At 64.1% G+C, this 19952-nt stretch carries 21 protein-coding genes; 13 read left to right on the top strand and 8 right to left on the bottom strand.

What is annotated here, in order from left to right; translation table 11 throughout:
* Positions 1 to 114 precede the first annotated feature (114 nt).
* Genes ACE04A_RS01190 through kce form a run of 3 tightly spaced genes read left to right on the top strand, consistent with a single transcriptional unit; the run spans position 115 to position 2793 of the window.
* The gene (locus ACE04A_RS01190; protein WP_100854999.1) at positions 115 to 897 is read left to right on the top strand and encodes an SDR family oxidoreductase; all 783 of its coding nucleotides are present in this window, start codon (positions 115 to 117) and stop codon (positions 895 to 897) included.
* A complete protein-coding gene (locus ACE04A_RS01195; RefSeq protein WP_448717809.1) occupies positions 897 to 1865 on the top strand; it encodes a 3-hydroxyacyl-CoA dehydrogenase in 969 nt (322 codons plus the stop codon). Before ACE04A_RS01190 ends, ACE04A_RS01195 begins: the two co-directional genes overlap by 1 nt.
* On the top strand, positions 1858 to 2793 hold the full coding sequence (kce, locus tag ACE04A_RS01200) for a 3,5-dioxohexanoate:acetyl-CoA acetone transferase (protein WP_259249310.1): 936 nt from the start codon (positions 1858 to 1860) through the stop codon (positions 2791 to 2793). The genes ACE04A_RS01195 and kce overlap by 8 nt, the downstream gene beginning before the upstream one ends.
* Positions 2794 to 2831: 38 nt before the next feature.
* Here kce and ACE04A_RS01205 read toward each other — a convergent pair whose 3' ends face one another.
* Both ACE04A_RS01205 and ACE04A_RS01210 read right to left on the bottom strand, forming a co-directional pair.
* Positions 2832 to 3902 (bottom strand): glycerol dehydrogenase, encoded by a 1071-nt coding sequence (locus ACE04A_RS01205; protein WP_485819799.1) that lies wholly within the window; start codon positions 3900 to 3902, stop codon positions 2832 to 2834.
* 9 nt (positions 3903 to 3911) lie between these two features.
* The gene (locus tag ACE04A_RS01210; protein ID WP_050448372.1) at positions 3912 to 4616 is read right to left on the bottom strand and encodes a GntR family transcriptional regulator; all 705 of its coding nucleotides are present in this window, start codon (positions 4614 to 4616) and stop codon (positions 3912 to 3914) included.
* Between the two features lie 125 nt (positions 4617 to 4741).
* On the opposite strand from ACE04A_RS01210, the gene ACE04A_RS01215 reads away from it, so the two are divergent.
* The 4 genes from ACE04A_RS01215 to ACE04A_RS01230 all read left to right on the top strand — a co-directional run bounded on the left by ACE04A_RS01215 (position 4742) and on the right by ACE04A_RS01230 (position 9096).
* A complete protein-coding gene (locus tag ACE04A_RS01215) occupies positions 4742 to 5599 on the top strand; it encodes a transketolase (RefSeq protein WP_448717812.1) in 858 nt (285 codons plus the stop codon).
* The gene (locus ACE04A_RS01220) at positions 5600 to 6586 is read left to right on the top strand and encodes a transketolase family protein (protein ID WP_448717813.1); all 987 of its coding nucleotides are present in this window, start codon (positions 5600 to 5602) and stop codon (positions 6584 to 6586) included.
* Between the two features lie 29 nt (positions 6587 to 6615).
* The gene (locus tag ACE04A_RS01225) at positions 6616 to 7419 is read left to right on the top strand and encodes a shikimate dehydrogenase family protein (RefSeq protein WP_448717815.1); all 804 of its coding nucleotides are present in this window, start codon (positions 6616 to 6618) and stop codon (positions 7417 to 7419) included.
* A gap of 78 nt (positions 7420 to 7497) precedes the next feature.
* Positions 7498 to 9096, top strand: a complete 1599-nt coding sequence (locus ACE04A_RS01230; protein WP_448717816.1) for a GMC family oxidoreductase — start codon at positions 7498 to 7500, stop codon at positions 9094 to 9096.
* Positions 9097 to 9187: 91 nt separating this feature from the next.
* On the opposite strand, the gene ACE04A_RS01235 is transcribed toward ACE04A_RS01230, so the two are convergent.
* Genes ACE04A_RS01235 through ACE04A_RS01255 form a run of 5 tightly spaced genes read right to left on the bottom strand, consistent with a single transcriptional unit; the run spans position 9188 to position 14047 of the window.
* Positions 9188 to 10201, bottom strand: coding sequence for a proline racemase family protein (locus ACE04A_RS01235; protein ID WP_100855008.1), 1014 nt, complete (start codon positions 10199 to 10201; stop codon positions 9188 to 9190).
* A 55-nt stretch (positions 10202 to 10256) separates the two neighbouring features.
* Positions 10257 to 11048 (bottom strand): ABC transporter permease, encoded by a 792-nt coding sequence (locus tag ACE04A_RS01240; protein WP_447990806.1) that lies wholly within the window; start codon positions 11046 to 11048, stop codon positions 10257 to 10259.
* On the bottom strand, positions 11045 to 11893 hold the full coding sequence (locus ACE04A_RS01245; RefSeq protein ID WP_279997225.1) for an ABC transporter permease: 849 nt from the start codon (positions 11891 to 11893) through the stop codon (positions 11045 to 11047). The genes ACE04A_RS01240 and ACE04A_RS01245 overlap by 4 nt, the downstream gene beginning before the upstream one ends.
* Positions 11890 to 12981 carry an ABC transporter ATP-binding protein gene (locus ACE04A_RS01250; protein WP_438858313.1) on the bottom strand — a complete coding sequence of 364 codons (1092 nt, stop codon included), beginning with the start codon at positions 12979 to 12981 and terminating at the stop codon, positions 11890 to 11892. The genes ACE04A_RS01245 and ACE04A_RS01250 overlap by 4 nt, the downstream gene beginning before the upstream one ends.
* A gap of 13 nt (positions 12982 to 12994) precedes the next feature.
* On the bottom strand, positions 12995 to 14047 hold the full coding sequence (locus ACE04A_RS01255; RefSeq protein WP_485819800.1) for an ABC transporter substrate-binding protein: 1053 nt from the start codon (positions 14045 to 14047) through the stop codon (positions 12995 to 12997).
* Positions 14048 to 14191: 144 nt separating this feature from the next.
* Here ACE04A_RS01255 and ACE04A_RS01260 point away from each other — a divergent pair, with 144 nt between their 5' ends.
* The 5 genes from ACE04A_RS01260 (at position 14192) to ACE04A_RS01280 (ending at position 18933) form a co-directional block, all read left to right on the top strand.
* Positions 14192 to 15274 carry a GlxA family transcriptional regulator gene (locus ACE04A_RS01260; protein WP_448717818.1) on the top strand — a complete coding sequence of 361 codons (1083 nt, stop codon included), beginning with the start codon at positions 14192 to 14194 and terminating at the stop codon, positions 15272 to 15274.
* Between the two features lie 26 nt (positions 15275 to 15300).
* Positions 15301 to 16011 (top strand): glutathione S-transferase, encoded by a 711-nt coding sequence (locus tag ACE04A_RS01265; RefSeq protein WP_448717820.1) that lies wholly within the window; start codon positions 15301 to 15303, stop codon positions 16009 to 16011.
* A gap of 438 nt (positions 16012 to 16449) precedes the next feature.
* Positions 16450 to 17931, top strand: a complete 1482-nt coding sequence (locus tag ACE04A_RS01270; protein WP_259249298.1) for a methyl-accepting chemotaxis protein — start codon at positions 16450 to 16452, stop codon at positions 17929 to 17931.
* Between the two features lie 140 nt (positions 17932 to 18071).
* The gene (locus tag ACE04A_RS01275) at positions 18072 to 18296 is read left to right on the top strand and encodes a DUF1653 domain-containing protein (RefSeq protein ID WP_391435994.1); all 225 of its coding nucleotides are present in this window, start codon (positions 18072 to 18074) and stop codon (positions 18294 to 18296) included.
* Positions 18297 to 18300: 4 nt separating this feature from the next.
* Positions 18301 to 18933, top strand: coding sequence for a 3'-5' exonuclease (locus ACE04A_RS01280; RefSeq protein WP_100855016.1), 633 nt, complete (start codon positions 18301 to 18303; stop codon positions 18931 to 18933).
* Positions 18934 to 18936: 3 nt separating this feature from the next.
* Here the strand turns inward: ACE04A_RS01280 and ACE04A_RS01285 are convergent, their stop codons facing one another.
* Positions 18937 to 19227 (bottom strand): antibiotic biosynthesis monooxygenase family protein, encoded by a 291-nt coding sequence (locus tag ACE04A_RS01285; protein WP_448717823.1) that lies wholly within the window; start codon positions 19225 to 19227, stop codon positions 18937 to 18939.
* 84 nt (positions 19228 to 19311) lie between these two features.
* On the opposite strand from ACE04A_RS01285, the gene ACE04A_RS01290 reads away from it, so the two are divergent.
* Positions 19312 to 19719, top strand: coding sequence for a hypothetical protein (locus ACE04A_RS01290; protein WP_448717824.1), 408 nt, complete (start codon positions 19312 to 19314; stop codon positions 19717 to 19719).
* Positions 19720 to 19952: the final 233 nt, after the last annotated feature.

The raw sequence follows: 19952 nt of genomic DNA on the forward strand, positions 1-19952 counted from the left end.
CCCCCCCCCCCCCCCCCCCCCCCCCCGCGTCATCATGCCAGAAAATATTGCGCTCCGTCATATATCGTATATGATCAAACGCGCGCTTTTCCATAAGAACCAGGAGACAACAGCATGTTCGAGGAAGTCGATTTCGCCGGAAAACGGGTCTTGATCACCGCTGGCGCGGATGGTCTGGGCTTGGAAATGGCCAAGGTTTTTCGCCACGCCGGCGCAACGGTTTTCGTGTGCGATGTGAACGAGGCGCGCGTGGCCGCCATCCCGTCAGAACTGCCCGGCGTGCAGGCCATGGTGGCGGACGTGTCGGACGAAGACAGCGTGGGCGCGCTCTTTGCCGCCGTCAAGCAGAAACTGGGCGGGCTGGATATTCTGATCAACAACGCCGGTGTGGCGGGCCCGACGGGCTATGTCGAAACGCTATCGAAGGCCGATTGGGACCGCACCTTGGCCGTCAACATCACCGGCCAATTCCTGTGCGCGCGCCAGGCCATCCCCATGCTGAAGGAATCCAAAGCCGGCGTGATGATCAATCTGTCGTCCGCCGCCGGCCATCTGGGCTTTGCCGGGCGCTCGGTGTATTCGGCGTCCAAGTGGGCGGTGATCGGATTCACCAAGTCGTTGGCCATCGAATTGGGTCCGCACGGGATCCGGGTGAACGCGATCTTGCCGGGCGCCGTCGAAGGCCCGCGCATCCGCGCCGTGATCGCCGCCAAGGCCAACACGCTGGGCCGTCCCGTGGATGAGATCGCCGCGCAGTACGAAGGCCAGGCCGTGCTGGGTCGCATGGTCACCGCGCGCGACATCGCCAACACGGTGTTGTTCAACGCCAGCGAGGCGGCCCGCAGCGTGACGGGCCAGGCGCTGGTGATCGACGGCTTTACGCAGAAGCTCTACTGATGGGCGCCGATTCCGCAGTCCAATCTGCTCCCCACACCGCCGCCATTATCGGAACGGGCCTGATCGGCCAGGGCTGGGCCATCGTGTTCGCCCGCCAGGGCTGGCAAGTGCGCCTGCACGACGTCAACGCAACCATGCTGGCCGAAGCCCGCGCGCTGATCCTGCAGCAATTGCGCGAGCTGCAAGCTCAGGGTTTGCTGACGGACGCCGACGCCATCATCGGCCGCGTCCACATTGCCGACAGCCTGGCCGATGCCGTCAAGGGCGCGTGCTACATCCAGGAAAATTCGCCCGAAAAGCTTGAGATCAAGCGTGCGCTGTTCTCGGCGTTGGATGCGGTGGCTGAGCCTGACGCCGTCATCGGCAGTTCCACGTCCAGCATTCCCGCCAGCCAGTTCACCGACCATCTGCCGGGCCGCCACCGTTGCCTGGTCGCGCATCCGGTCAACCCGCCGTATCTGATTCCCGTCGTGGAGCTTTGCCCCGCGCCGTGGACCAGTGCGGACGCGCTGCAACGCGCCAGCGACATCATGACGGCCATCGGGCAAAAGCCCGTGCGGCTGCGCCGTGAAATCGAAGGCTTCATCTTGAACCGCCTGCAAGGCGCCTTGCTGCACGAGGCCTTCCGGCTGGCCAAGGAAGGCATCGCCAGCGCCGAAGACATCGACACGACGGTCAAGGATGGCTTGGGATTGCGCTGGTCGTTCATGGGGCCGTTCGAAACCATCGACCTGAACGCGCCCGGCGGCATCGCGGACTATTGCGCGCGCTACGGCGGGCTGTACCAGTCCATTGGCGCGGACCAAACCGAATGCGTGGCCTGGGACGAACCGCTGGTGCAGGCGCTGGCGGACGAACGCCGCCGCTTGCTTCCGCAACAAGACCTTGCCAAGCGCCGCTTCTGGCGCGACGAAAAACTGATGCGCTTGATGCGCCACAAACAACAGGATGGAGACAAACATGGCTAAGCCCAAACAGAAAGTCGTCATTACCTGCGCCGTGACGGGCGCGATCCACACGCCCAGCATGTCGCCGCACCTGCCGGTCACGGCCGACGAGATTGCCGACGCCGCCATCGGCGCGGCCCAGGCGGGCGCGGCGGTGCTGCACCTGCATGCGCGTGACCCCGAAACGGGCAAGCCGTCGCAAGACCCGGCGCTGTTCAAGCCGTTTCTTGAGCGCATCAAGAACGAGACCGACGCCATCATCAACATCACCACCGGCGGCAGCCCGCACATGACGGTGGAAGAGCGCATGCGCCCGGCCACGACGTTCAAGCCGGAGTTGGCGTCGCTGAACATGGGGTCGATGAACTTCGGTTTATTCCCGATGCTGGATCGCTTCAAAGAGCTGAAGCACGACTGGGAACGCGAACACCTGGAGAACAGCCGTTCGCTGATCTTCCGCAACACCTACCAGGACATTGAATCCATCCTGACGCTCGGCAACGCCAACGGCACGCGCTTTGAGTTCGAGTGCTACGACATCAGCCACCTCTACAACCTGGCGCATTTCGTTGACCGTGGGCTGGTCAAGTCGCCGCCTTTCATCCAGTCAGTGTTCGGTATCCTGGGCGGCATTGGCCCGCACCCGGAAGACCTTATGCACATGAAGCGCACGGCCGACCGGCTGTTCGGCGACGATTACGAATGGTCCATCCTGGGCGCCGGCCGCAATCAAATGCCGTTGGCCACCATTGGCGCGGCGATGGGCTCTAACGTGCGGGTGGGGTTGGAAGATTCGCTGTGGATCGGGCCGGGTCAGTTGGCCGAGTCCAACCGCTTGCAGGTCGAACGCATCCGCACCATTGTCGAAGCGCTGAGCCTGGAAGTGGCCACGCCTGACGAAGCGCGCGCCAAGCTCGGCCTGAAAGGCCGGGACAACGTGGCGTTCTGAGTTGGAGTTCTGATCAGGCAGGCGCCTCGCCGTCGCGTTCAGGCGTGGCGGCGCAGCGCGTCGGCAAGCGTGGCGACATCCAGCGGGCGGTCGAAGTTGGCGGCGTGGCGGGCGTTCAGTGTCAGTTCGGCCGCCAGCGTCAAGTCCGCATCGCTGGGCATGTCGGCCGCGCCGAGTTCGCGCAGCGTGGTGGGCAGGCCGACCTGGGCGTACCACTGGGTCAAGTCCGCCAACATGCCGTCGTTGCGCTGTTCCAGATCCAGTTGCACGAGCAGGCCGACCGCGACTTGCAAGCCATGCAGCGCGGTGGCCACGCCGCCGATCTTGGGTAGCCCGCGCGTCAGCGCATGCGCGATGGACAGGCCGCCGCTTTCAAATCCGAGACCGCTCATGAGGATCATCGCTTCCACCACGCGCTCGAAGGCGGGCGTGGGCTGGCCCGTGCCGGCAGCCGCCACGGCGTCCACGCCGTCGGCCAGCAGCGTGCGCAAGCAGCCGTCGGCGATCAGTTGCGCCGTCAGCAGCGGGGCGCCGTCGTACATGTTCTTGCCGCCGTTGCGCTGGCATTGCTCGGCTTCGAATTTCTTCGACACGGCGTCGCCCAGGCCAGCGCGGAAAAAATGCACGGGCGCGGTGGCGATGATGGCCGTATCCACCAGCACGATCGTGGGGTTGAACAACATGTGCTCCACCGCCAGGAGGCTGTGATGCGCGTCGTAAAGCACGTAGTTCTTGCTGGTGGGCGCGTCGTTGGACGCCACCGTCGGCACCGTGATCAGGTGGCAGTGCGACGACTTCGCCACCGCCTTGCCCGCGTCCAGCGACTTGCCGCCGCCCACCGCGATTACGAAGTCGATGCCCGCGGAGTCGGCCTGCGCGCGCAGGTTGGCGATCAGCTCGGGCGTCAGGTCGCCTTCCACGATCAGTGGCGCGAGCGCCACGTGGTGTTCGGCGCACAGGGCTTCGATTCTTGGTCCCAGCACGCCATGGACGTAGCGGTCGATGACCAGCGCCGCGCGGCGCCCGAACAGGGCGGCGGTTTGGCCCAGGCTGTCCAAGGCGCCCGCGCCTTGTATGTAGCGGCCGGGCGCGCCAAAAATCTTCAGCATGACGTCTTCCTATTTGCGTGGCACGGGAGGGCGGTAGTCGAGCTCTTTTTCGCGTTCGACCAGCCAGTCGATCATGATCTTGCCGCCCCAGACCAGGTCGGCCTGAATGGCGCTGCGCGCGGCCTCGGAGTCGCGCGCTTCCAGCGCTTGCAACACGGCTTCGTGGCGGTGTTCGTTTTCGGAATAGTCCAGCCCCGCGGTCTTGACGTGGAACACCTTCAGGATGGGGCCGGTGATGACCCAGAACGATTCCACGGTGGCGCGCAAGATGGGTTTGTTGCTGGCTTCCAGGATGGCGAAGTGGAACTTGCGGTTCAGGTAGCTGGCGCGCTTGGGGTCGGTCGACGTGCAGGAAATGAAGTCCTTCTGCAGGGCGATCAGGTTGTCCAACTGTTTGCGCGTGATGTGCTGCGCGGCCTCGGCCGCGCCCATGCCTTCCAGATGGAAACGAATCTGCTGAATTTCACGCAGCTTTTCCGAATTCACGTAAGGCACATAGACGGCCGTGGCCGCCTGCATTTCCAGGCCCTGTTCGCTGATAAGCCGGAAGATGGCTTCGCGCACGGGCGTGATCGACACGCCCATCTCTTGGGCCAATTCGCCAATGATCAGGCGTTCGCCGGGTTCGTACTGCCCATTGATCAGGGCATTGCGGATTTCGTTGTAGACCCTGACGGAGAGGTTCTCTTTCTTTACCGGTTTAAGGCTGGGCATGACGTTTCGGGCTTGCTGAAATGAAGGGAACGGGTTGAATCCGGGTGAATTCTAGCCCGCGATAGCCAATCCGAGCGCAATGGGTATATTATATATCATATATCCTAACGAAGAAAGGACGCGCCATGCGCCATCACCAGGAGGCCCCCACCCAGGGGGAGGTCGCGATGCTGCGGGAAAAGGCCCGCCACATCCGGCTGGAGACAATCAGGTTGATTGAAATTGCCAAGGTCGGGCATTACAGCTCGGTCTTTTCTTGCGCCGAAATATTCGCGTCGCTGTACTACGACGTGATGCGGCTGCGCCCGGGCGAGCCGCATTGGCCGGACCGCGACCGCTTCCTGATGGGCAAGGGCCACGCGGCGGTCGGCCTGTTTCCGGTGCTGGCCGACCACGGCTTCATTGACCACGCGCTGCTGGATGGCTACACCCGCTTGGGCAGCCCGCTGGGCGACCACCCCGACATGAGCAAGGTGCCGGGCGTCGATTTCAGCTCGGGCTCTATCGGGCACGCGCTGTCCAATGGCGTCGGCATGGCGATGGGTGGCCGCATGAGCCAGCGCGACTTCAACGTCTTCGTGATGCTGGGCGATGGCGAAATGCAGGAAGGCCAGGTATGGGAAGCAGCGCTGTTTGCCGCGCACAACCGGCTGTCGCGCCTGGTGGCCATCATCGACCGCAACGGCTACCAGTTGGACGGCAAGGTGGATGACGTGATGAGCGTTGAATCGCTCAAGGAAAAGTGGCTGGCGTTCGGTTGGGAGGTGCATGAGGTGGACGGCCACAACCTGCACGACCTGACCGCGCTGCTGCGCCACCTGCGCGCGGACGACACGCGTGACAAGCCCGCTTGCGTGATCGCCAAGACCATCAAGGGCAAAGGCGTGTCCTACATGGAAACCGAGCCCGGCTGGCACCTGGGCTACCTGGCGCCGCAAGACGCGCAAAGCGCCGTCGACGAAATTCTTTCCCGCGAGATCTGAATGGCACAGGCACAAGTTCTTTCTTCTGACTCCTGGCAGTACCGCGCCCTGAACGCGGTCAACCCTGGGCTGTCTTATCTATCCGACGCGTTGATCGAATTGGCCCAGGCCGGACACCCGGTCGTGGCGGGCTCGGCCGACCTGCAATATTCCAACGGCCTGAACCGCTTTGCGCAGGCTTACCCCGACCGCTACATCCAGTTCGGCATTTCAGAGCAGAACATGGTGTCGGCGGCAGCGGGCCTGGCCACCACCGGCATGATGCCGTTCGTGGCCACGTTCGCATCTTTTCTAGGCCTGTTGTGCTGCGAGCAGATCCGCATGGACGTGGCCTACACCAAGCTGCCCGTGCGCTTGATCGGCCACCACACCGGCATCAGCCTGGGGTTTTACGGCACCTCGCACCACGCCACCGAAGACATCTCCACCATGCGCGCGCTGGCGGGCCTGACGGTCGTGTCGCCCGCCGACGGCCCGCAACTGGCCTCGGCCATCAAGGCGTCGGTGAACTGGCCGGAACCGATCTACTTCCGCATCGGCCGTGGCCGCGACCCGCAGGTCTATGAAGACGGCGCGCCATTCGAATTCGGCCGCGCCATCGTGCATTCGCAAGGCAGCGACCTGAACATCATCGCTTGCGGCATCACCTTGCACGCCGCGCTGACGGCCGCCGAGCAATTGCGTGAAGACGGCCTGTCGGTCGGCGTGATCGACATGCCCACCATCAAGCCCCTGGACCGCGACGCCGTGTTGGCCGCTGCCGGCCAGGCGCGCTTGATGATGACGGTGGAAGAGCACAATGTGCTGGGCGGGCTGGGGTCAGCCGTGGCCGAGGTGCTGGCGGACGCCGGTACGGGCACGCGCTTGCGCCGCCACGGCATCTACGACGAATACAGCCTGATTGCACCGCCCACCACGCTCTACGCGCACTACAAACTGGACGCGGCCGGCATCGGCGACGTGGCCCGCGAACTGCTCGCATCCTGAAGATAATGCTTGAAACCTTGGAGACCCCCATGAAGGAAATCACCGGCAACACCCGTCTGTTCGGCATCCTGGCCGACCCGATCCATCACGTGAAGACGCCGCAGCGCATGAACGAGTTGTTCGCGCAATTGGGCTATGACGGCGTCTGCGTGCCGTTTCACGCGCGGCCCGATAACCTGCCCGCCGTCGTGGAAGGCCTGCGCCGCCTGGAGAACCTGGGCGGCGTCATCGTCACCATGCCGCACAAGACCGCCATCCTGGACCTGGTGGACGAGGTAACGCCGGTGGCGCAAAAGATCGGCGCGGCCAACGTGGTGCGCCGCGATGCCGACGGCAAGCTCACCGCCCATATGCTGGATGGCGAAGGCTTTGTGCGCGGTTTGCAGACCGCAGGGGTGGACCTGAAGGGCAAAAGCGCCTATCTGGCGGGCGCAGGCGGCGCGGCCAATGCGATCGGCTTTGCGCTGGTGCAGGCCGGCGTGTCGCGGCTGACCATCGCCAATCGCACACCCGCCAAGGCCGAAGACCTGAAGGCGCGCATTCTGTCACTGCATCCCGAGGCCAACATCGCCGTCGGCACGCCAGACCCGTCGGGGCATGATCTTGTCGTCAACGGTACGTCGCTGGGCATGAAGGAAGGCGACTCGCTGCCGCTGGATACCGCACGCCTGACGCCCGACCAACTTGTCTGCGAAGTCATCATGCAGCCCAAGGACACCGCGCTGTTGCTCGCCGCGCAAGCGAAAGGCTGCAAGGTGCACTACGGCGCGCCGATGCTGGTTTGCCAGATTGCGCTGATGGCCGAAATGCTGGGCGTGGCGCCCACCAAATAAGGCCGTGCAACTAAGAGCAGGCGACTAAGACCCGGCAACCCAGACCAGGCAACCAACATCAGGACGTGGCGAGAAACGATGGGCGATTACGATTTCATCATTGCGGGCGGGGGCACGGCGGGCTGCATCCTGGCCAACCGGCTCAGTGCCGACGGCAAGCATCGGGTCTTGATGCTGGAGGCCGGCCAAGAAGCACGCAGCATGTGGATTTCCATCCCGGCGGGCTTCTCCAAGCTGCTGGTGAACCCCGACTACAACTGGCGGTTTGCCACCGAGCCCGAAGACAACGTCTATGGCCGGACCATCGCGGTGCCGCGCGGCAAGGGCGTGGGCGGCTCCACCTTGATCAACGGCATGATCTACGTGCGCGGCCAACCCCAGGATTACGACGCCTGGGAAGCGGCCGGTGCGACGGGCTGGGGCCATGCGCAGGCCGAGCGCGTCTTCCGCAAGATCGAGCATTACGAAGCCGGGGGCGACACGCGCGGCAAGAACGGCCCGATGCATCTGGAAGAAGTGGCCGAACGGTTTCCCGTGTCCGACGCCTTTCTGCGCGCGGCGCAGGAAGACGGCCAGCCCTTGAACGCCGATTACAACAGCGGCAAGCAGGAAGGTGTGGGCTACTACCAGGTGCTGCAACGCCGGGGCCGACGCTGGAGCGTGGTGGACGGCTACCTGAAGCCGGCCGCCACACGCAAGAACCTGCGCGTGGAATGCGGGGCGCACGTGACGCGGCTGGTGTTCGAAGGCAAGCGCTGCGTAGGCGTCACCTACCGCAAGAATGGGCAGGAACACACCGTCCGTGCCGGCCGCGAAACCATTCTGTGCATGGGCGCGGTGCAGTCGCCGCAGTTGCTGGAGTTGTCGGGCATCGGCAACCCTGCCTTGCTGCAATCGTTCAACATTCCGCTGGTGCACGCGCAGCCGCAGGTAGGCGAAAACTACATCGACCACTTCGCCACGCGCATGAACTGGCGGGTGAAGGGCACGGTGACCTTGAACGAGATGTCGCGCGGGTGGCGCCTGGCGCAGCAGGTGGCGCGCTACTACACGCGCCATACCGGCATCTTGACCTTGGGTACGGGCCTGGTGCACGGCTTTGTGAAAAGCGCGCCGGATCTGCCCGCGCCGGACGTCCAGTTTTTCTTCGTGCACGCCAGTTATGCCAACGCCGCCGAACGCATCCTGGACCGCCAGCCGGGCATGACGATCGGTGTGGCGCAACTGCGTCCGGAATCGCTGGGTTCGATCCACCTTAAGTCGGCGGACCCGACCGCCGGCCCCGCCATTCGGCCCAACTTCCTGTCGGCTCAGATCGACCGCGACAGCCTGGTGGGCGGCATGAAGGTGGCGCGCCGCATTGTGGGGCAGCCCGCCATGCAACGCTACGTTGAATCCGAAATCAGCCCCGGCGCCGCCGTTGAAAGCGACGAGCAATGGCTGGACTTCGCGCGGCGCAATGGCCAGACCATCTATCACCCCATCGGCACCTGCCGCATGGGTTCGGACGCCGCTGCCGTAACCGACGTCAGGCTGCGCGTGAACGGCGTGACGGGTTTGCGCGTGGTGGATGCATCGGTGATGCCGAAGATGGTGTCCGGCAACACGCAGGCCGCCGTCATGATGGTGGCCGAGCGCGGCGCGGAACTGATCCTGGAAGACGCGGCAACGGCGTGACGCGTTGTGGAAAGGGGGGGCAAGGCAGTGGTGCCTTCCCCCCCTTCTTGCGAGCCGATCGGTAGATCAGCTAGATCAACGAATCAACGCATCAACGGATCAAGAACCCAGCACCCACCGGGTCGTTGCGGTCAATCACCCAGCGCGCGGTGCCCAGGATGCTGGCCGTACCCTTCACCGTGGGGCGCACGGCGCGCGTGCCGTTCAAATCCACTTCGCCCAGCAGGCAGCCTTCAAAGGTGCCGCTGCCCAGCAGCCCTTCCGACTTGATCGGCTGGTTCAAGCCCATCTTTCCGCGCGCCTCGAACATGGCCATCATCGCGCTAGTGCCCGTGCCGCCTGGCGAGCGGTCCAACTGCCCCGCGCTGAACACGTGCACGTTCTTGTAGAACGCGCCTTCGATCGTGGGCTGGTGCCAGAACGTGATGAAGTTCAGATTGTTGATGTGCGCTTCGGTGGGATGCTGGATGCGATGGCGCGCGTTCAGCTGGTCGCGCACGATCAAGCCCATGCGCGACAGCTCGGTGCCGTTGTCCGGCGAGATCCGCAGGTCGCAGCCTGACAAATCGACGATGCCGAAGTAGTTGCCGCCCCACACGATGTCGGCGTGCAGCTTGCCGTAGCCGGGAAGTTCAACAGGAATGTCCTGCGCGGCCACGTAGGCGGGCACGTTTTCAAAGCGGGTCCACAGTACGTTGTCGCCCTCGGACGCCACTTCCGACACGACCAGGCCCGCCGTGGTTTCAAAGCGGATCTTGGTAATGCCGTCCTTGCCGCGCGCGACCAGGCCGTTGGCCACCATCGCCATGCTGACCGCGATGGTGCCGTGGCCGCACATATGCGAGTACTCGGTGCCGTCGATGTAGATCAGGCCGGCGTCGAATTCGGGGCTGGACGGCGGCGTGAGGAACACGCCGAACATGTCTTTGTGGCCGCGCGGTTCGCGCATCAGCGCTTGGCGCAACCAGTCGTAGTTCTGCTCCAGAAAAGCCCGCTTTTCCAGGATGCTGGATCCGGCGGGGTAGGGGATGCCGCTATGCACGATGCACAGGGGCTCGCCTTCGGTATGGGTATAGATGACATCGAACGCGTCTTGCTTGCGCATGACTGTGGCTCCAGACTAAGTAGGATGAAAGGAAACTGCGGAAGAGGGGGGGAAACTATTTGCCGCGTTCGGACAGCATGTCCAGGCCGACGGTCAAATCCAGAATGACGATAGCGATCACCGCAACCACAATCGTGGCGCCCGATACGGCTGCGATGGTCGGATCGATCGTGTACTGCACATAGTTGAAGAGCTTGACGGGAATGGTGTTCAGGTCCGCCGTGGTGTTGAAGATGGATAGCTCCACGTTGATCCATGACGAGATGAACGCGAAGATCGAACCGGTGACGATGCCGGGGCGGATCTGCGGCAGCACCACCAGGAAAAACGTGGTCCAGGGGTTGGCGCCCAAGTCAGCCGAGGCTTCCTCCAGCGCGCGCTGCTCCGGCGTCAGCAGGGTCAGCGTGGACCGCAACACGAAGGGCGCAATGATGACGATGTGCCCGATCAACAAAGACAGGAAACTGCGCGTCAGGCCGAAGTACGCGCCGTACTGCAGCAGCGCCGCGCCCAGCACGATGTGCGGCAACACCAGCGGCGACATCAGCACCGACGCCAGCGCCGCCTTGCCCGGAAACTCGTACCGGGCAAGGGCCAGCGCGGCCGGCACCGTCAGCAGCACCGCCGCGATGGTTGCCGCCAGCGCCAGCACCGTGCTGGTGGTGAAAGCGGCCATATAGCCGGCTTCGACCAGCAGCGTGCGATACCACTCCAGCGTCCACCCTTGCGGCGGAAACGCCAGGTACGGCGTGGCCGTGAACGACGAGCCCAGGATCACGATCAGGGGCAGGGCCAGGTACGCCAGCACGGCCAGCGCGATCAGGCGGATCAGGTGGCGGGCGATCATCGCGCGGCTCCGGGCAAGGTGGCGGCGCGGTTGGCCAGCGCCACCAATATCAGGGTGAAGACCAGCAGCACCATGCTCAACGCGCCGCCGTAATGGAAGTCGAACACCGAGCTGTATTGCTGGAAGATCAGCATCGACAGCACCGATATCCGGCCGCCGGACAGCAGCGCCGGTGTGACGTAGGCGCTGACCGCCAGGGTGAAGACGATGATGGCGCCCGACATCACGCCGGGCAGCGTCAGCGGCCAGGTGATATGAAAGAACGTAGCCGTGGGGCTGGCGCCCAAGTCGGCGGAGGCGTGCTCGCAAGCCGGATCCACCCGCGCCAGCGCATTGCCCACCGCCAGCACCACGAAGGGCAGCAGCACATACACCATGCCGATCAGGATGCCCAGTTCGGTGCCGATGAAGCGCACCGGTCGGTCCGCCGCGCCCACGCCAACCAGGGCCTGGTTGACGAGTCCATTGCGGCCCAACAGCACCATCCAGCCGAACGCGCGCACGATGTTGCTGGTGAACAGCGGCACCACCAGCAAGATCACGCAAAAACGCCGCCATGCCTGCCAGCGCACAACGCGCACCAGATACCAGGCCAGCGGATACCCCAGGATCACGCAGACGAGGGTGGTGAAAAACGCCAGCCGGAAGGTCGTCAGGATCACGTCCCAGTGGTACTGGTCCGCCAGCACGCGCAGATATTGCTGGGTGGTCAACGACAGGCCCGGCTCGCCGCTGGTGACGCTGGCCAGCGCCACCACGGCCAGCGGGGCCAGGAAGAACGCCGCGAAGAACAGCACGGGCGCGGCCAGCAACAGGCCGGGTGAGAGCCAGGCGCGCCGGTTCATGGCTGTTCACCGATCAGGTGCAGGTGTTCGGGCGCGAACGTCAGGCTGACGGGCGCGCCGGGCCGCAAGCCGGATGGCGCGATGCCACCATGGCGCGACACCACGGTCTGCCCGTCGATGTCCACGTGAATCATGCTGTGGCTGCCCACATTGATGACGTCGGCGACCGTGCCGGTCAGCATGCCCGTGGCTTGGCCATCAGCCAGACGCAGGTCTTCGGGACGCAGCACCGCCACGCCGCGCGTGGGGGTGGGCAGGGTCTTGACCGTGTTGTTGACGGTGTTGTTGCCCGCCAGCGGCACGCGCAAGTTTTGCAAGTCCAGTTGCAGCGTGTCGCCGGTGGCCGACGTGGCAAGCGTGTACGCCATGAAGTTCGCGTCGCCAATGAACTCCGCCACGAAGCGGGTGGCGGGCTGGCGATAGATGTCGGTGCCCGCGCCCACTTGCTCGATGCGCCCGGCGTGCATGACGACCACGCGGTCGGCCATGGTCATGGCTTCTTCCTGGTCATGCGTGACAAAGATGAAGGCGATGCCGAGCTTGGCTTGCAGGTGCTTGAGTTCCAGTTGCATGCGCTTGCGCAGCTTCAGGTCCAGCGCCGAAAGCGGTTCGTCCAGCAGCAACAGCTTGGGCTGGTTCACGATGGCGCGCGCCAGCGCCACGCGCTGCTGCTGGCCGCCGGACATCTCGCGCGGGTAACGCGGGCCGAAATCCGCCAGCCCCACCATGTCGAGCGCGGCGCGGGCGCGGTCGGCGGCGTCAGCCTTCGACGCGCCTTGGCGTCGCGGGCCGTACGCCACGTTTTCCAGCACGGTCATGTGCGGAAACAGCGCGTAGTTCTGAAACACCGTGTTCAAGGGGCGGTGGTGCGCCGGCAGGCGGCTGATGTCTTGGCCGTCGATCAGGATGCGGCCCGATTCCGGCTTCAGAAACCCGGCTATCGCGCGCAGCAACGTCGTCTTGCCGCAGCCGCTGGGGCCCAGCAGGGCCACGAATTCCCCCTGCTGGATGTCCAGGTCGATGCGGTCAAGCGCCTGGTAGGCGCCAAAGCGCATCGACACGTCTTCGATGGTGAGCAAAGCGGACATGTTCAACCCCAACCTAGCGCTTGCGAGCGACTTGGCGGTTCCAGGCGTCGGTGACCTCGGCGCGGCGGCTGTTGATGAGGTTCCAATCGAACAGGCTCAAGTTCTCCACCGAGCCTTCGGCGCCCCACGGCAGCTTGCGTGCCACATCCTTCGGCACCTGCACGCCCTTGACGGCCGGCCCCAGGTACAAGCGCGTGGCCAGGCACGCGGCGGCGTCCGGCGTCAGGGCGGTGTCGATGAACTGCTTGGCGGCGGCCGCGTTGGGCGCGTCCTTGACCAGATGCAGGCGGGCGTCGGTGGCCCAGGCGCCTTCCTTGGGCACGGCGAAGCCAATAGGCAGGCCCTTGTCGATCAAGTCCCACGCACCCACGTTGAAGTGCGCGCCGATGATGGCCTCGCCGCTTTGGTAGGCGTTGCTGGCCGCGCCCGAGCTATCGAAATAGAGCGCCGTGTCCAGCGAGGACAGCTTGGTGTAGAGCGGCGCCAGATTCGACGGGTCTACCCCCCAGACGCGCGCCAGGAAGAACACGAAGGGCACGCCGGATGAATTCGCGGGCGAGGGCACGGCCACCGCGCCGGCGTACTCGGGCTTCCACAAGTCTTTCCAACTGGTGGGCGCCTGCGGCACTTCCTTGGTGTTGTAGGTGATGCCCAGCGAGTAGTAGCCGGTGCTGACGGCGTAGGCCGCGTTGCCATGGCGGTACACGCCCTGGTCGATCACGTTTTTCAGGTTCGGGATGGCGGCGGGGTCCAGCGTGTCCAGCACGCCGGCCTGCTGGGCCAGCTCACTGATGCCGCCGTCCATCCAGGCCACGTCGATGGTGGGCGCGTTCTTCTGCTGTTGCAGCTTGGCCAGCGTGGTGGTGGATGTGCCCACTTCCGGCACCACGGTCACACCCGTGGCCTTGGTGTAGGGGGCGGCCACGCAGGTGCGGAAGGCGTCGCCCCAGTTTCCGCCGTACCAGGCGACGGTGATCTTCTTGTCCTGCGCGCCTGCCGTGCCGGCCATCAATAGCCCGGCGCCCAGCAAGGCGGCGCTGAGTGCGCTGCGGGTAAGTGTTGCCATGTTGGATTCCCCTTGTCGATTTGTCGGCGTGTCTTGCAGTCTGACGCAATGGAAGCGGCACAGGACATCGCCATGGATGCATCTTGGGTGATCCGCGGGAAAACGAGCTTGAAGGCGCGGGACAAAAACTTGAATAATTGCGTCATGAACACCGTCGTCTTCCCGCCCGCTGCGTCGTCCTCCTATGACGAGGATGCCGACGCCCTGCCTCGGGAGAAACCCGCACTGAACGTCGGCATTGTGCTGATGGACCAGTTCACGCTGGCCGCCTTCGCCGGTCTGGTGGATGTGTTGCGCCTGGCGGGCGACCACGGCGGGCGCAGCCGGCAGATCCATACGTCTTGGCGTGTCATGAGCTGGGATGGCAAACCGCGCTGCGCAAGCGCCGGGCTGACCATAGATGTGGCCGACGGCCTGCCCGCGGACCCCGCCGAATTCGACTACGTGGCGGTGTGCGGCGGCAACGACTATCACAACGGCCGTATGCCGGAACCCCTGCGCGACTGGCTGCGGCTGGCGGCGGCGCGGCGCGTGCGCTTGCTGGGCATTTGCACGGGCACCTTCGCCTTGGCGCAGGCCGGGGTGGTGGGCCCGCGCACCGTCTGCGTGCATTGGAATGTGCTGGACGCCTTCCGCGAACGCTTTCCGCAGACGCGCGCCGTGGTGGACCGCTTGTTCGTGGACGAAGGCGACCTGATTTCCTGCGCGGGGTCCACGGCGGCCATCGACCTGGCCTTGTACCTGGTGGCCAGGCATTGCGGGCGCGACAAGGCCCAGCAGGCCATGCGGCACATGATGTTGCAAGGCGTGCGCCCGGGGCGTGTGCCGCAAGCGCATTTCCGCACCGATCTGTCCGGCATTCAAGACCTGCGGGTGCGGCAGGCCGCGCACTTTATCGAACAACGCATCGACAACCCGCCACCGCTCGACGCCATTGCGCGCTATGTCGGGGTGGGGCGCCGGCAGTTGGAGCGGGCGTTCCGGTTGGCCACGGGCAAGTCTCCCATGGCGTTTCAGCGGCAACTGCGCCTGGAATACGGAAGCTGGTTGTTGCTGAATAATCCTTGCAGCATCACGCAGATTGCGTTGGACTGCGGCTTTGCGGATGGCGCGCACTTCTCGCGTGACTTCCGCGCGCACTTTGGTTTGTCCCCACGGCAGTATCAACAGGCTCGCGGCTTGCTGGCCGTGGGCCAAGAGGGCGGCGCCGACGATTTTCCCGCCTGACCCTCGCCCTGACGCAAGGAGACGGCATGACCTATGACCTTTGGTATTGGGAAAGCATTCCCGGACGCGGCGAATTCGTGCGCCTGGCGCTTGAAGCAGGCGGCATTCCGTACCGCGAGCGGGTGCGCGAACCGGACGCCTCGGACGAGGCCCTGATCGAAGACATGCGCGCCCCGCGTGCGCATCCCCCGTTCGCGCCGCCGTATCTGGTGGCCGGCAAGGTCACGCTGGGGCAAACCGCCAATATCCTGCTATTCCTGGGGGAAAAGCACGGCTTGGCGCCGGATTCCCTGGAAGGTCGGTTGTGGGTGAACCAGTTGCAATTGACCATTGCCGATATGGTGACCGAGGCGCACGACACCCATCACCCCATTTCGGCAAACGATTACTACGAAGACCAGAAAGAGGAAGCGGCACGGCGCGCCCGGGGCTTCCGGGAAGAGCGCATTCCAAAATTCCTGGCCTATTTCGAGCGCGTGCTCGCCGGGCCGTCCGCGTGGCTCGCGGGGGGAGACGGCTGGACCTACGTTGACCTTTCGCTTTTCCATTTGGTGGACGGGCTGCTGTACGCATTTCCGAAGCGCATGGGCACGGTGGCGGCGCATTATCCGAATGTCATGGCATTGCATGCGCGGGTCGCGGTGTTGCCGGCGTTGCAGCCCTATTTTTCCAGCGGAAGGCGGCTGCCATTCGGCGAATGCATATTCCGCCAGTATCGCGAACTGGATGCGCCATGAACTAAGCAGCGCCTGTTTGGTATTAATAATTAGGGCCAGTTCCGGTATCGGAGCTGGCCCTTTTGATTAATGCGACGGGGTCTAAACGTGACTTTGCGGTAACCCGATTGCACCTCAGGTGATACCGGGTTTATACGGAGAGAACTACTCCCTATAAATGACTTTTGTGTCCTGGTTTTCAAGTTTTTTTCACGGAGCACGTGTCAATAGGTTGAGAAACGTACATTTATAGGATTAATATTTTCGACTGGATACATTCTGCAGGGTTTATCTTCTTTGTAGGTTTCGGCGCCGTTGGGGCGACGGACAAACGGGGTAGTGCATGCGGCGCGGCTTGCATTGCTTGGCTTGGGTTGGGACGCGCCAGTCAGTTCTGCTTTGAAAAACCTTTTGGTCATTGTCAGCAACTTTGTCCCATCCCTGGCAGGAGACGCCACTATGCAATGGACTACATTCAGCCGGTTGTTCCGTGGAAATCGCGGTATGCAAAAGGCGGACCTATACGGTCAGATATCCGCCATTCACAAGGCGCAGGCCGTGATCGAATTCGATCTCCAGGGCCATGTGCTGATGGCAAATCAAAATTTTCTGAACACCATGGGATATTCCCTGGACGAAGTGCTGGGCCAGCATCACGCCATGTTCATCGACCCGACTGAGCGCGAATCCGCGGAATACGCGGCGTTTTGGCACAAGCTGGGGCAGGGCGCCTACGACGCCGGACGTTATCGCCGTGTTCGCAAAGACGGCAGCGATGTCTGGCTGCAAGCCTCCTACAACCCCATCTTCGATAAGCGCGGGCAACCGCTGAAGGTGGTGAAGTACGCCACCGACATTACCGACCAGCAACATCGACAGGCCGACACCGAAGGGCAATTGGCGGCGATATCCAAAGTGCAGGCGATTATCGAATTTGAACTCGACGGCACCATCATCCGCGCCAATGAGCTGTTTTTGAAAACCGTGGGCTATCAAGCCTCGGAAGTGGAAGGCCGCCACCACAGCATGTTTGTGCGCCCGGAAGAGGCGCGCGGCGCGGCCTATAAGGAATTCTGGCGCAAGCTGCGTGCCGGCGAATACGACACCGGGCAATATCTGCGTATCGGCAAGAATGGCCGCCAGGTGTGGATCGAAGCCAGCTATAACCCAATCTTCGACGCCGAGGGCCGCCCGTTCAAAGTGGTGAAATTCGCCACCGACATCACCACGCGCTTTACCGCCGCGCAGACGCTGAGGGTGGCGGTGCAGGGCCTGACGGAAAACGCCGAGCGCGCGAGCCAGGCCAATGCCCTGGCGCTGGACGCAAGCCAGATTGCCGAGCAGGGCGGCAAGACCGTGCAGGGCGTGGTGCGCACCATGAGCGCCATCACCGAAAGCTCGCGCCGTATTTCCGAGATCATCGGCGTGATGGACGGCGTCGCCTTTCAAACCAACATCCTGGCGTTGAATGCCGCCGTGGAAGCGGCGCGGGCCGGCGCGCACGGCAAGGGGTTTGCCGTGGTCGCGGCCGAGGTGCGCAGCCTGGCGCAAAGCAGCGCCGCGGCCGCCAAGGAAATCAAAGGCCTCATCACCACGTCGGTCGAGCAGATTGAAAGCGGGGCGGGCCAGGTTCAATCGGCGGGCGCCACGATGGAAGACATCGTGGCGTCGTCGCGCCGGGTTACCGAGATCATGGCGGAAGTGGTGAATGTGTCGCTTGCCCAGTCGGCCAAGCTGGGCGGCGTGACGGAAGACATCACCAAGATGACCGCCGAAGCCGAACAGACGTTGCGGGCCACCCAGGCAGCGGCCGATGCGCTGGAGGCGCGCCAAGCCCGCCAGCATCCCGTGGTCAAGCCGGTAACGGCCTCGGTGCGCGCCAGGCAGGCGGCCAATACCCCGTTGCCTCCGCCGCCGGTTTTGGAATACGTGCGGTATTGAGCGTGCGGTACTGAGCATGCGGTGTTGAGCGTGCCGCGCTGAGCCCCACGCGAGTGCGCTATAAAGACGGTTCTGTTTGAATCCCAGGCCTGGGCCGGACCCTTACCCGCCCAGGCCGATTATTTTTGCGGCCACCGTCCATGACTGAATCCGAAGCCCTGGCTCTTGCCTCGCACCGCCACTACAAAGGCGGCCTTTACCTGTATGTGGGCACGGCCCGCCACTCTGAAACCGAAGAGTCGATGGTGGTGTACGAACATCTGTGGCCGCACGAGCGTGGCCTGTGGGTGCGCCCCGCGTCGCTGTTCTTCGGTCAGTTGGCCGACGGCTCGCCGCGCTTCGCGCCCTTGCGCGCGGGGCAGTGACGCCGTGACCTTCTATAACCGACGCCCGCGCACGGGCACTGCGACCTCACGCACGGCAGGCAAGCCCACCCAGGCGTCGGCGGCGTTGACGTCGGCCTTGCAGGCGCTGCGTGGTCCCTTCATCGTGGCTGACTTGGAAACCACGGGGCTGTCTACCGCCACGTGCGAGATCCTGGAATTCGCGGCGGTCCGCGTCGAAACGTGTGGCACCTTGGCGCGCGAGTACACGCAGGTGGTGCGCACGGCTTCGCCCGTGCCGTCCTTCATTACCCGGCTGACCGGCATCACGCAGGCCGAAGTCGACCGACACGGGGTGCCGGTGATGCAGGCGTTTTCGTCTTTCCTGGCGTTTGTCGAAGACTTGCCGGTGTTCTTTCACAACGCGTCGTTCGACCGGCGCTTTCTGGGGGCGGCGGCGGATCGGACGGGCTTGCCGTTTCTGAATCCCACGCATTGCACCCTGGCGCTGGCGCGGCGCGCCTGGCCGGAATTGCCGTCGCACAAGCTGGATATCCTGGCCCGTCACGTGGGCGCTTCGAACCCCACGCACCGGGCGCTGGCCGATGTGCGCACCACGGTCGCCGTGGCGCTGGCCGCCAATGCGCGCCTGGCCTTGGGGCAAGCCGCGCCGGCGTAGGCCTCAGATCACTTGCTGTTCGTGATGCACCAGGGGCGGCTCGACGAAGAACCCCCCGACCAGCTTGCGCCACTCTTGAAAGTCAGGCGATTCGCGGAAATCCACCATGTGGTTTTCAACCGTTTCCCAGGTGACAACCAGGGTGTAGCGCTGCGGTTGTTCGATGCTGCGGTGCAGTTCCATCCCGTGGCAGCCACGGGCACGCAGGAACAGGGGCTTGGCTTCCGCGACGCCTGCCTCGAACAGCGCTTCCTGTCCTTCACGCACATGGATGCTGGCAATTTCCTGGATCATGACGGGGTCTCCAATGAATTGGGGCCAGGTGGGTCCTGGCCGGCCGGAGTAGTATGGCGGAAATTTCTTATATCAGCCTGACCGATGAATTCCCGAGCCGCCGTCCTGACTCGCCTTGTTGCCCTTCGCCTGCTTTGGTATGTGGCGATCGGCGCCATTGCGCTGATGGCCCTGGTGCTGCACACCCAGTTCAGTGTGGCCGTGGTGCTCTCCGCGATTGCCATCTACATTCCTTTGTCGATGCTGTGCCTGCCGCTGATGGCATGGCTGTGCGTTGGCCGCGTGACGCCGGCAGCCGGGCCTGGGTTGCCGCCCGTGTGGCCGGCGTGGCTGGCAGGCGCGCTGGGCATGTCGCTGCTGGCCAGCTACCACGTGCTGGCCGATCCAGTCTTGGCGGAGTGCGGTTTCCTGCTGCTGTTGGTGGGGGTTGATCTTGCATTGGCCCGCCGCGAGGCGGGGCTGTTCATCCAGGCGCAGTTCCTCCGCGTGTAGTCAATACGTGCCTGTCGATACGTGCCTGTCGATGCGCGCGTAGTGAGTCCGGGCGTAGTTAATCCACGTCATGCGACATTCGCAAACTTCTCAGTAATCCTAAAGGCCATCAGCGCCTGGCCACCCGGGCGTGCGCGCTAGGCGCCTTGCCTGAGCCGCTCGCGCCTTTTGCCATCCTTAGAGTTGAACCCGCGTCCGCGCGCGTCGACATCGACTGCGCCTTTCATCGGCCA

The organism is Achromobacter colocynthidis, assembly GCF_057334535.1.

Coding starts and splice junctions, on each gene's coding strand:
- ACE04A_RS01190 (WP_100854999.1), top strand. CDS start 115: ATGTTCGAGGAAGTCGATTTCGCCGGAAAACGGGTCTTGATCACCGCT.
- ACE04A_RS01195 (WP_448717809.1), top strand. CDS start 897: ATGGGCGCCGATTCCGCAGTCCAATCTGCTCCCCACACCGCCGCCATT.
- kce (WP_259249310.1), top strand. CDS start 1,858: ATGGCTAAGCCCAAACAGAAAGTCGTCATTACCTGCGCCGTGACGGGC.
- ACE04A_RS01205 (WP_485819799.1), bottom strand. CDS start 3,902: ATGCTGAAGATTTTTGGCGCGCCCGGCCGCTACATACAAGGCGCGGGC.
- ACE04A_RS01210 (WP_050448372.1), bottom strand. CDS start 4,616: ATGCCCAGCCTTAAACCGGTAAAGAAAGAGAACCTCTCCGTCAGGGTC.
- ACE04A_RS01215 (WP_448717812.1), top strand. CDS start 4,742: ATGCGCCATCACCAGGAGGCCCCCACCCAGGGGGAGGTCGCGATGCTG.
- ACE04A_RS01220 (WP_448717813.1), top strand. CDS start 5,600: ATGGCACAGGCACAAGTTCTTTCTTCTGACTCCTGGCAGTACCGCGCC.
- ACE04A_RS01225 (WP_448717815.1), top strand. CDS start 6,616: ATGAAGGAAATCACCGGCAACACCCGTCTGTTCGGCATCCTGGCCGAC.
- ACE04A_RS01230 (WP_448717816.1), top strand. CDS start 7,498: ATGGGCGATTACGATTTCATCATTGCGGGCGGGGGCACGGCGGGCTGC.
- ACE04A_RS01235 (WP_100855008.1), bottom strand. CDS start 10,201: ATGCGCAAGCAAGACGCGTTCGATGTCATCTATACCCATACCGAAGGC.
- ACE04A_RS01240 (WP_447990806.1), bottom strand. CDS start 11,048: ATGATCGCCCGCCACCTGATCCGCCTGATCGCGCTGGCCGTGCTGGCG.
- ACE04A_RS01245 (WP_279997225.1), bottom strand. CDS start 11,893: ATGAACCGGCGCGCCTGGCTCTCACCCGGCCTGTTGCTGGCCGCGCCC.
- ACE04A_RS01250 (WP_438858313.1), bottom strand. CDS start 12,981: ATGTCCGCTTTGCTCACCATCGAAGACGTGTCGATGCGCTTTGGCGCC.
- ACE04A_RS01255 (WP_485819800.1), bottom strand. CDS start 14,047: ATGGCAACACTTACCCGCAGCGCACTCAGCGCCGCCTTGCTGGGCGCC.
- ACE04A_RS01260 (WP_448717818.1), top strand. CDS start 14,192: ATGAACACCGTCGTCTTCCCGCCCGCTGCGTCGTCCTCCTATGACGAG.
- ACE04A_RS01265 (WP_448717820.1), top strand. CDS start 15,301: ATGACCTATGACCTTTGGTATTGGGAAAGCATTCCCGGACGCGGCGAA.
- ACE04A_RS01270 (WP_259249298.1), top strand. CDS start 16,450: ATGCAATGGACTACATTCAGCCGGTTGTTCCGTGGAAATCGCGGTATG.
- ACE04A_RS01275 (WP_391435994.1), top strand. CDS start 18,072: ATGACTGAATCCGAAGCCCTGGCTCTTGCCTCGCACCGCCACTACAAA.
- ACE04A_RS01285 (WP_448717823.1), bottom strand. CDS start 19,227: ATGATCCAGGAAATTGCCAGCATCCATGTGCGTGAAGGACAGGAAGCG.
- ACE04A_RS01290 (WP_448717824.1), top strand. CDS start 19,312: ATGAATTCCCGAGCCGCCGTCCTGACTCGCCTTGTTGCCCTTCGCCTG.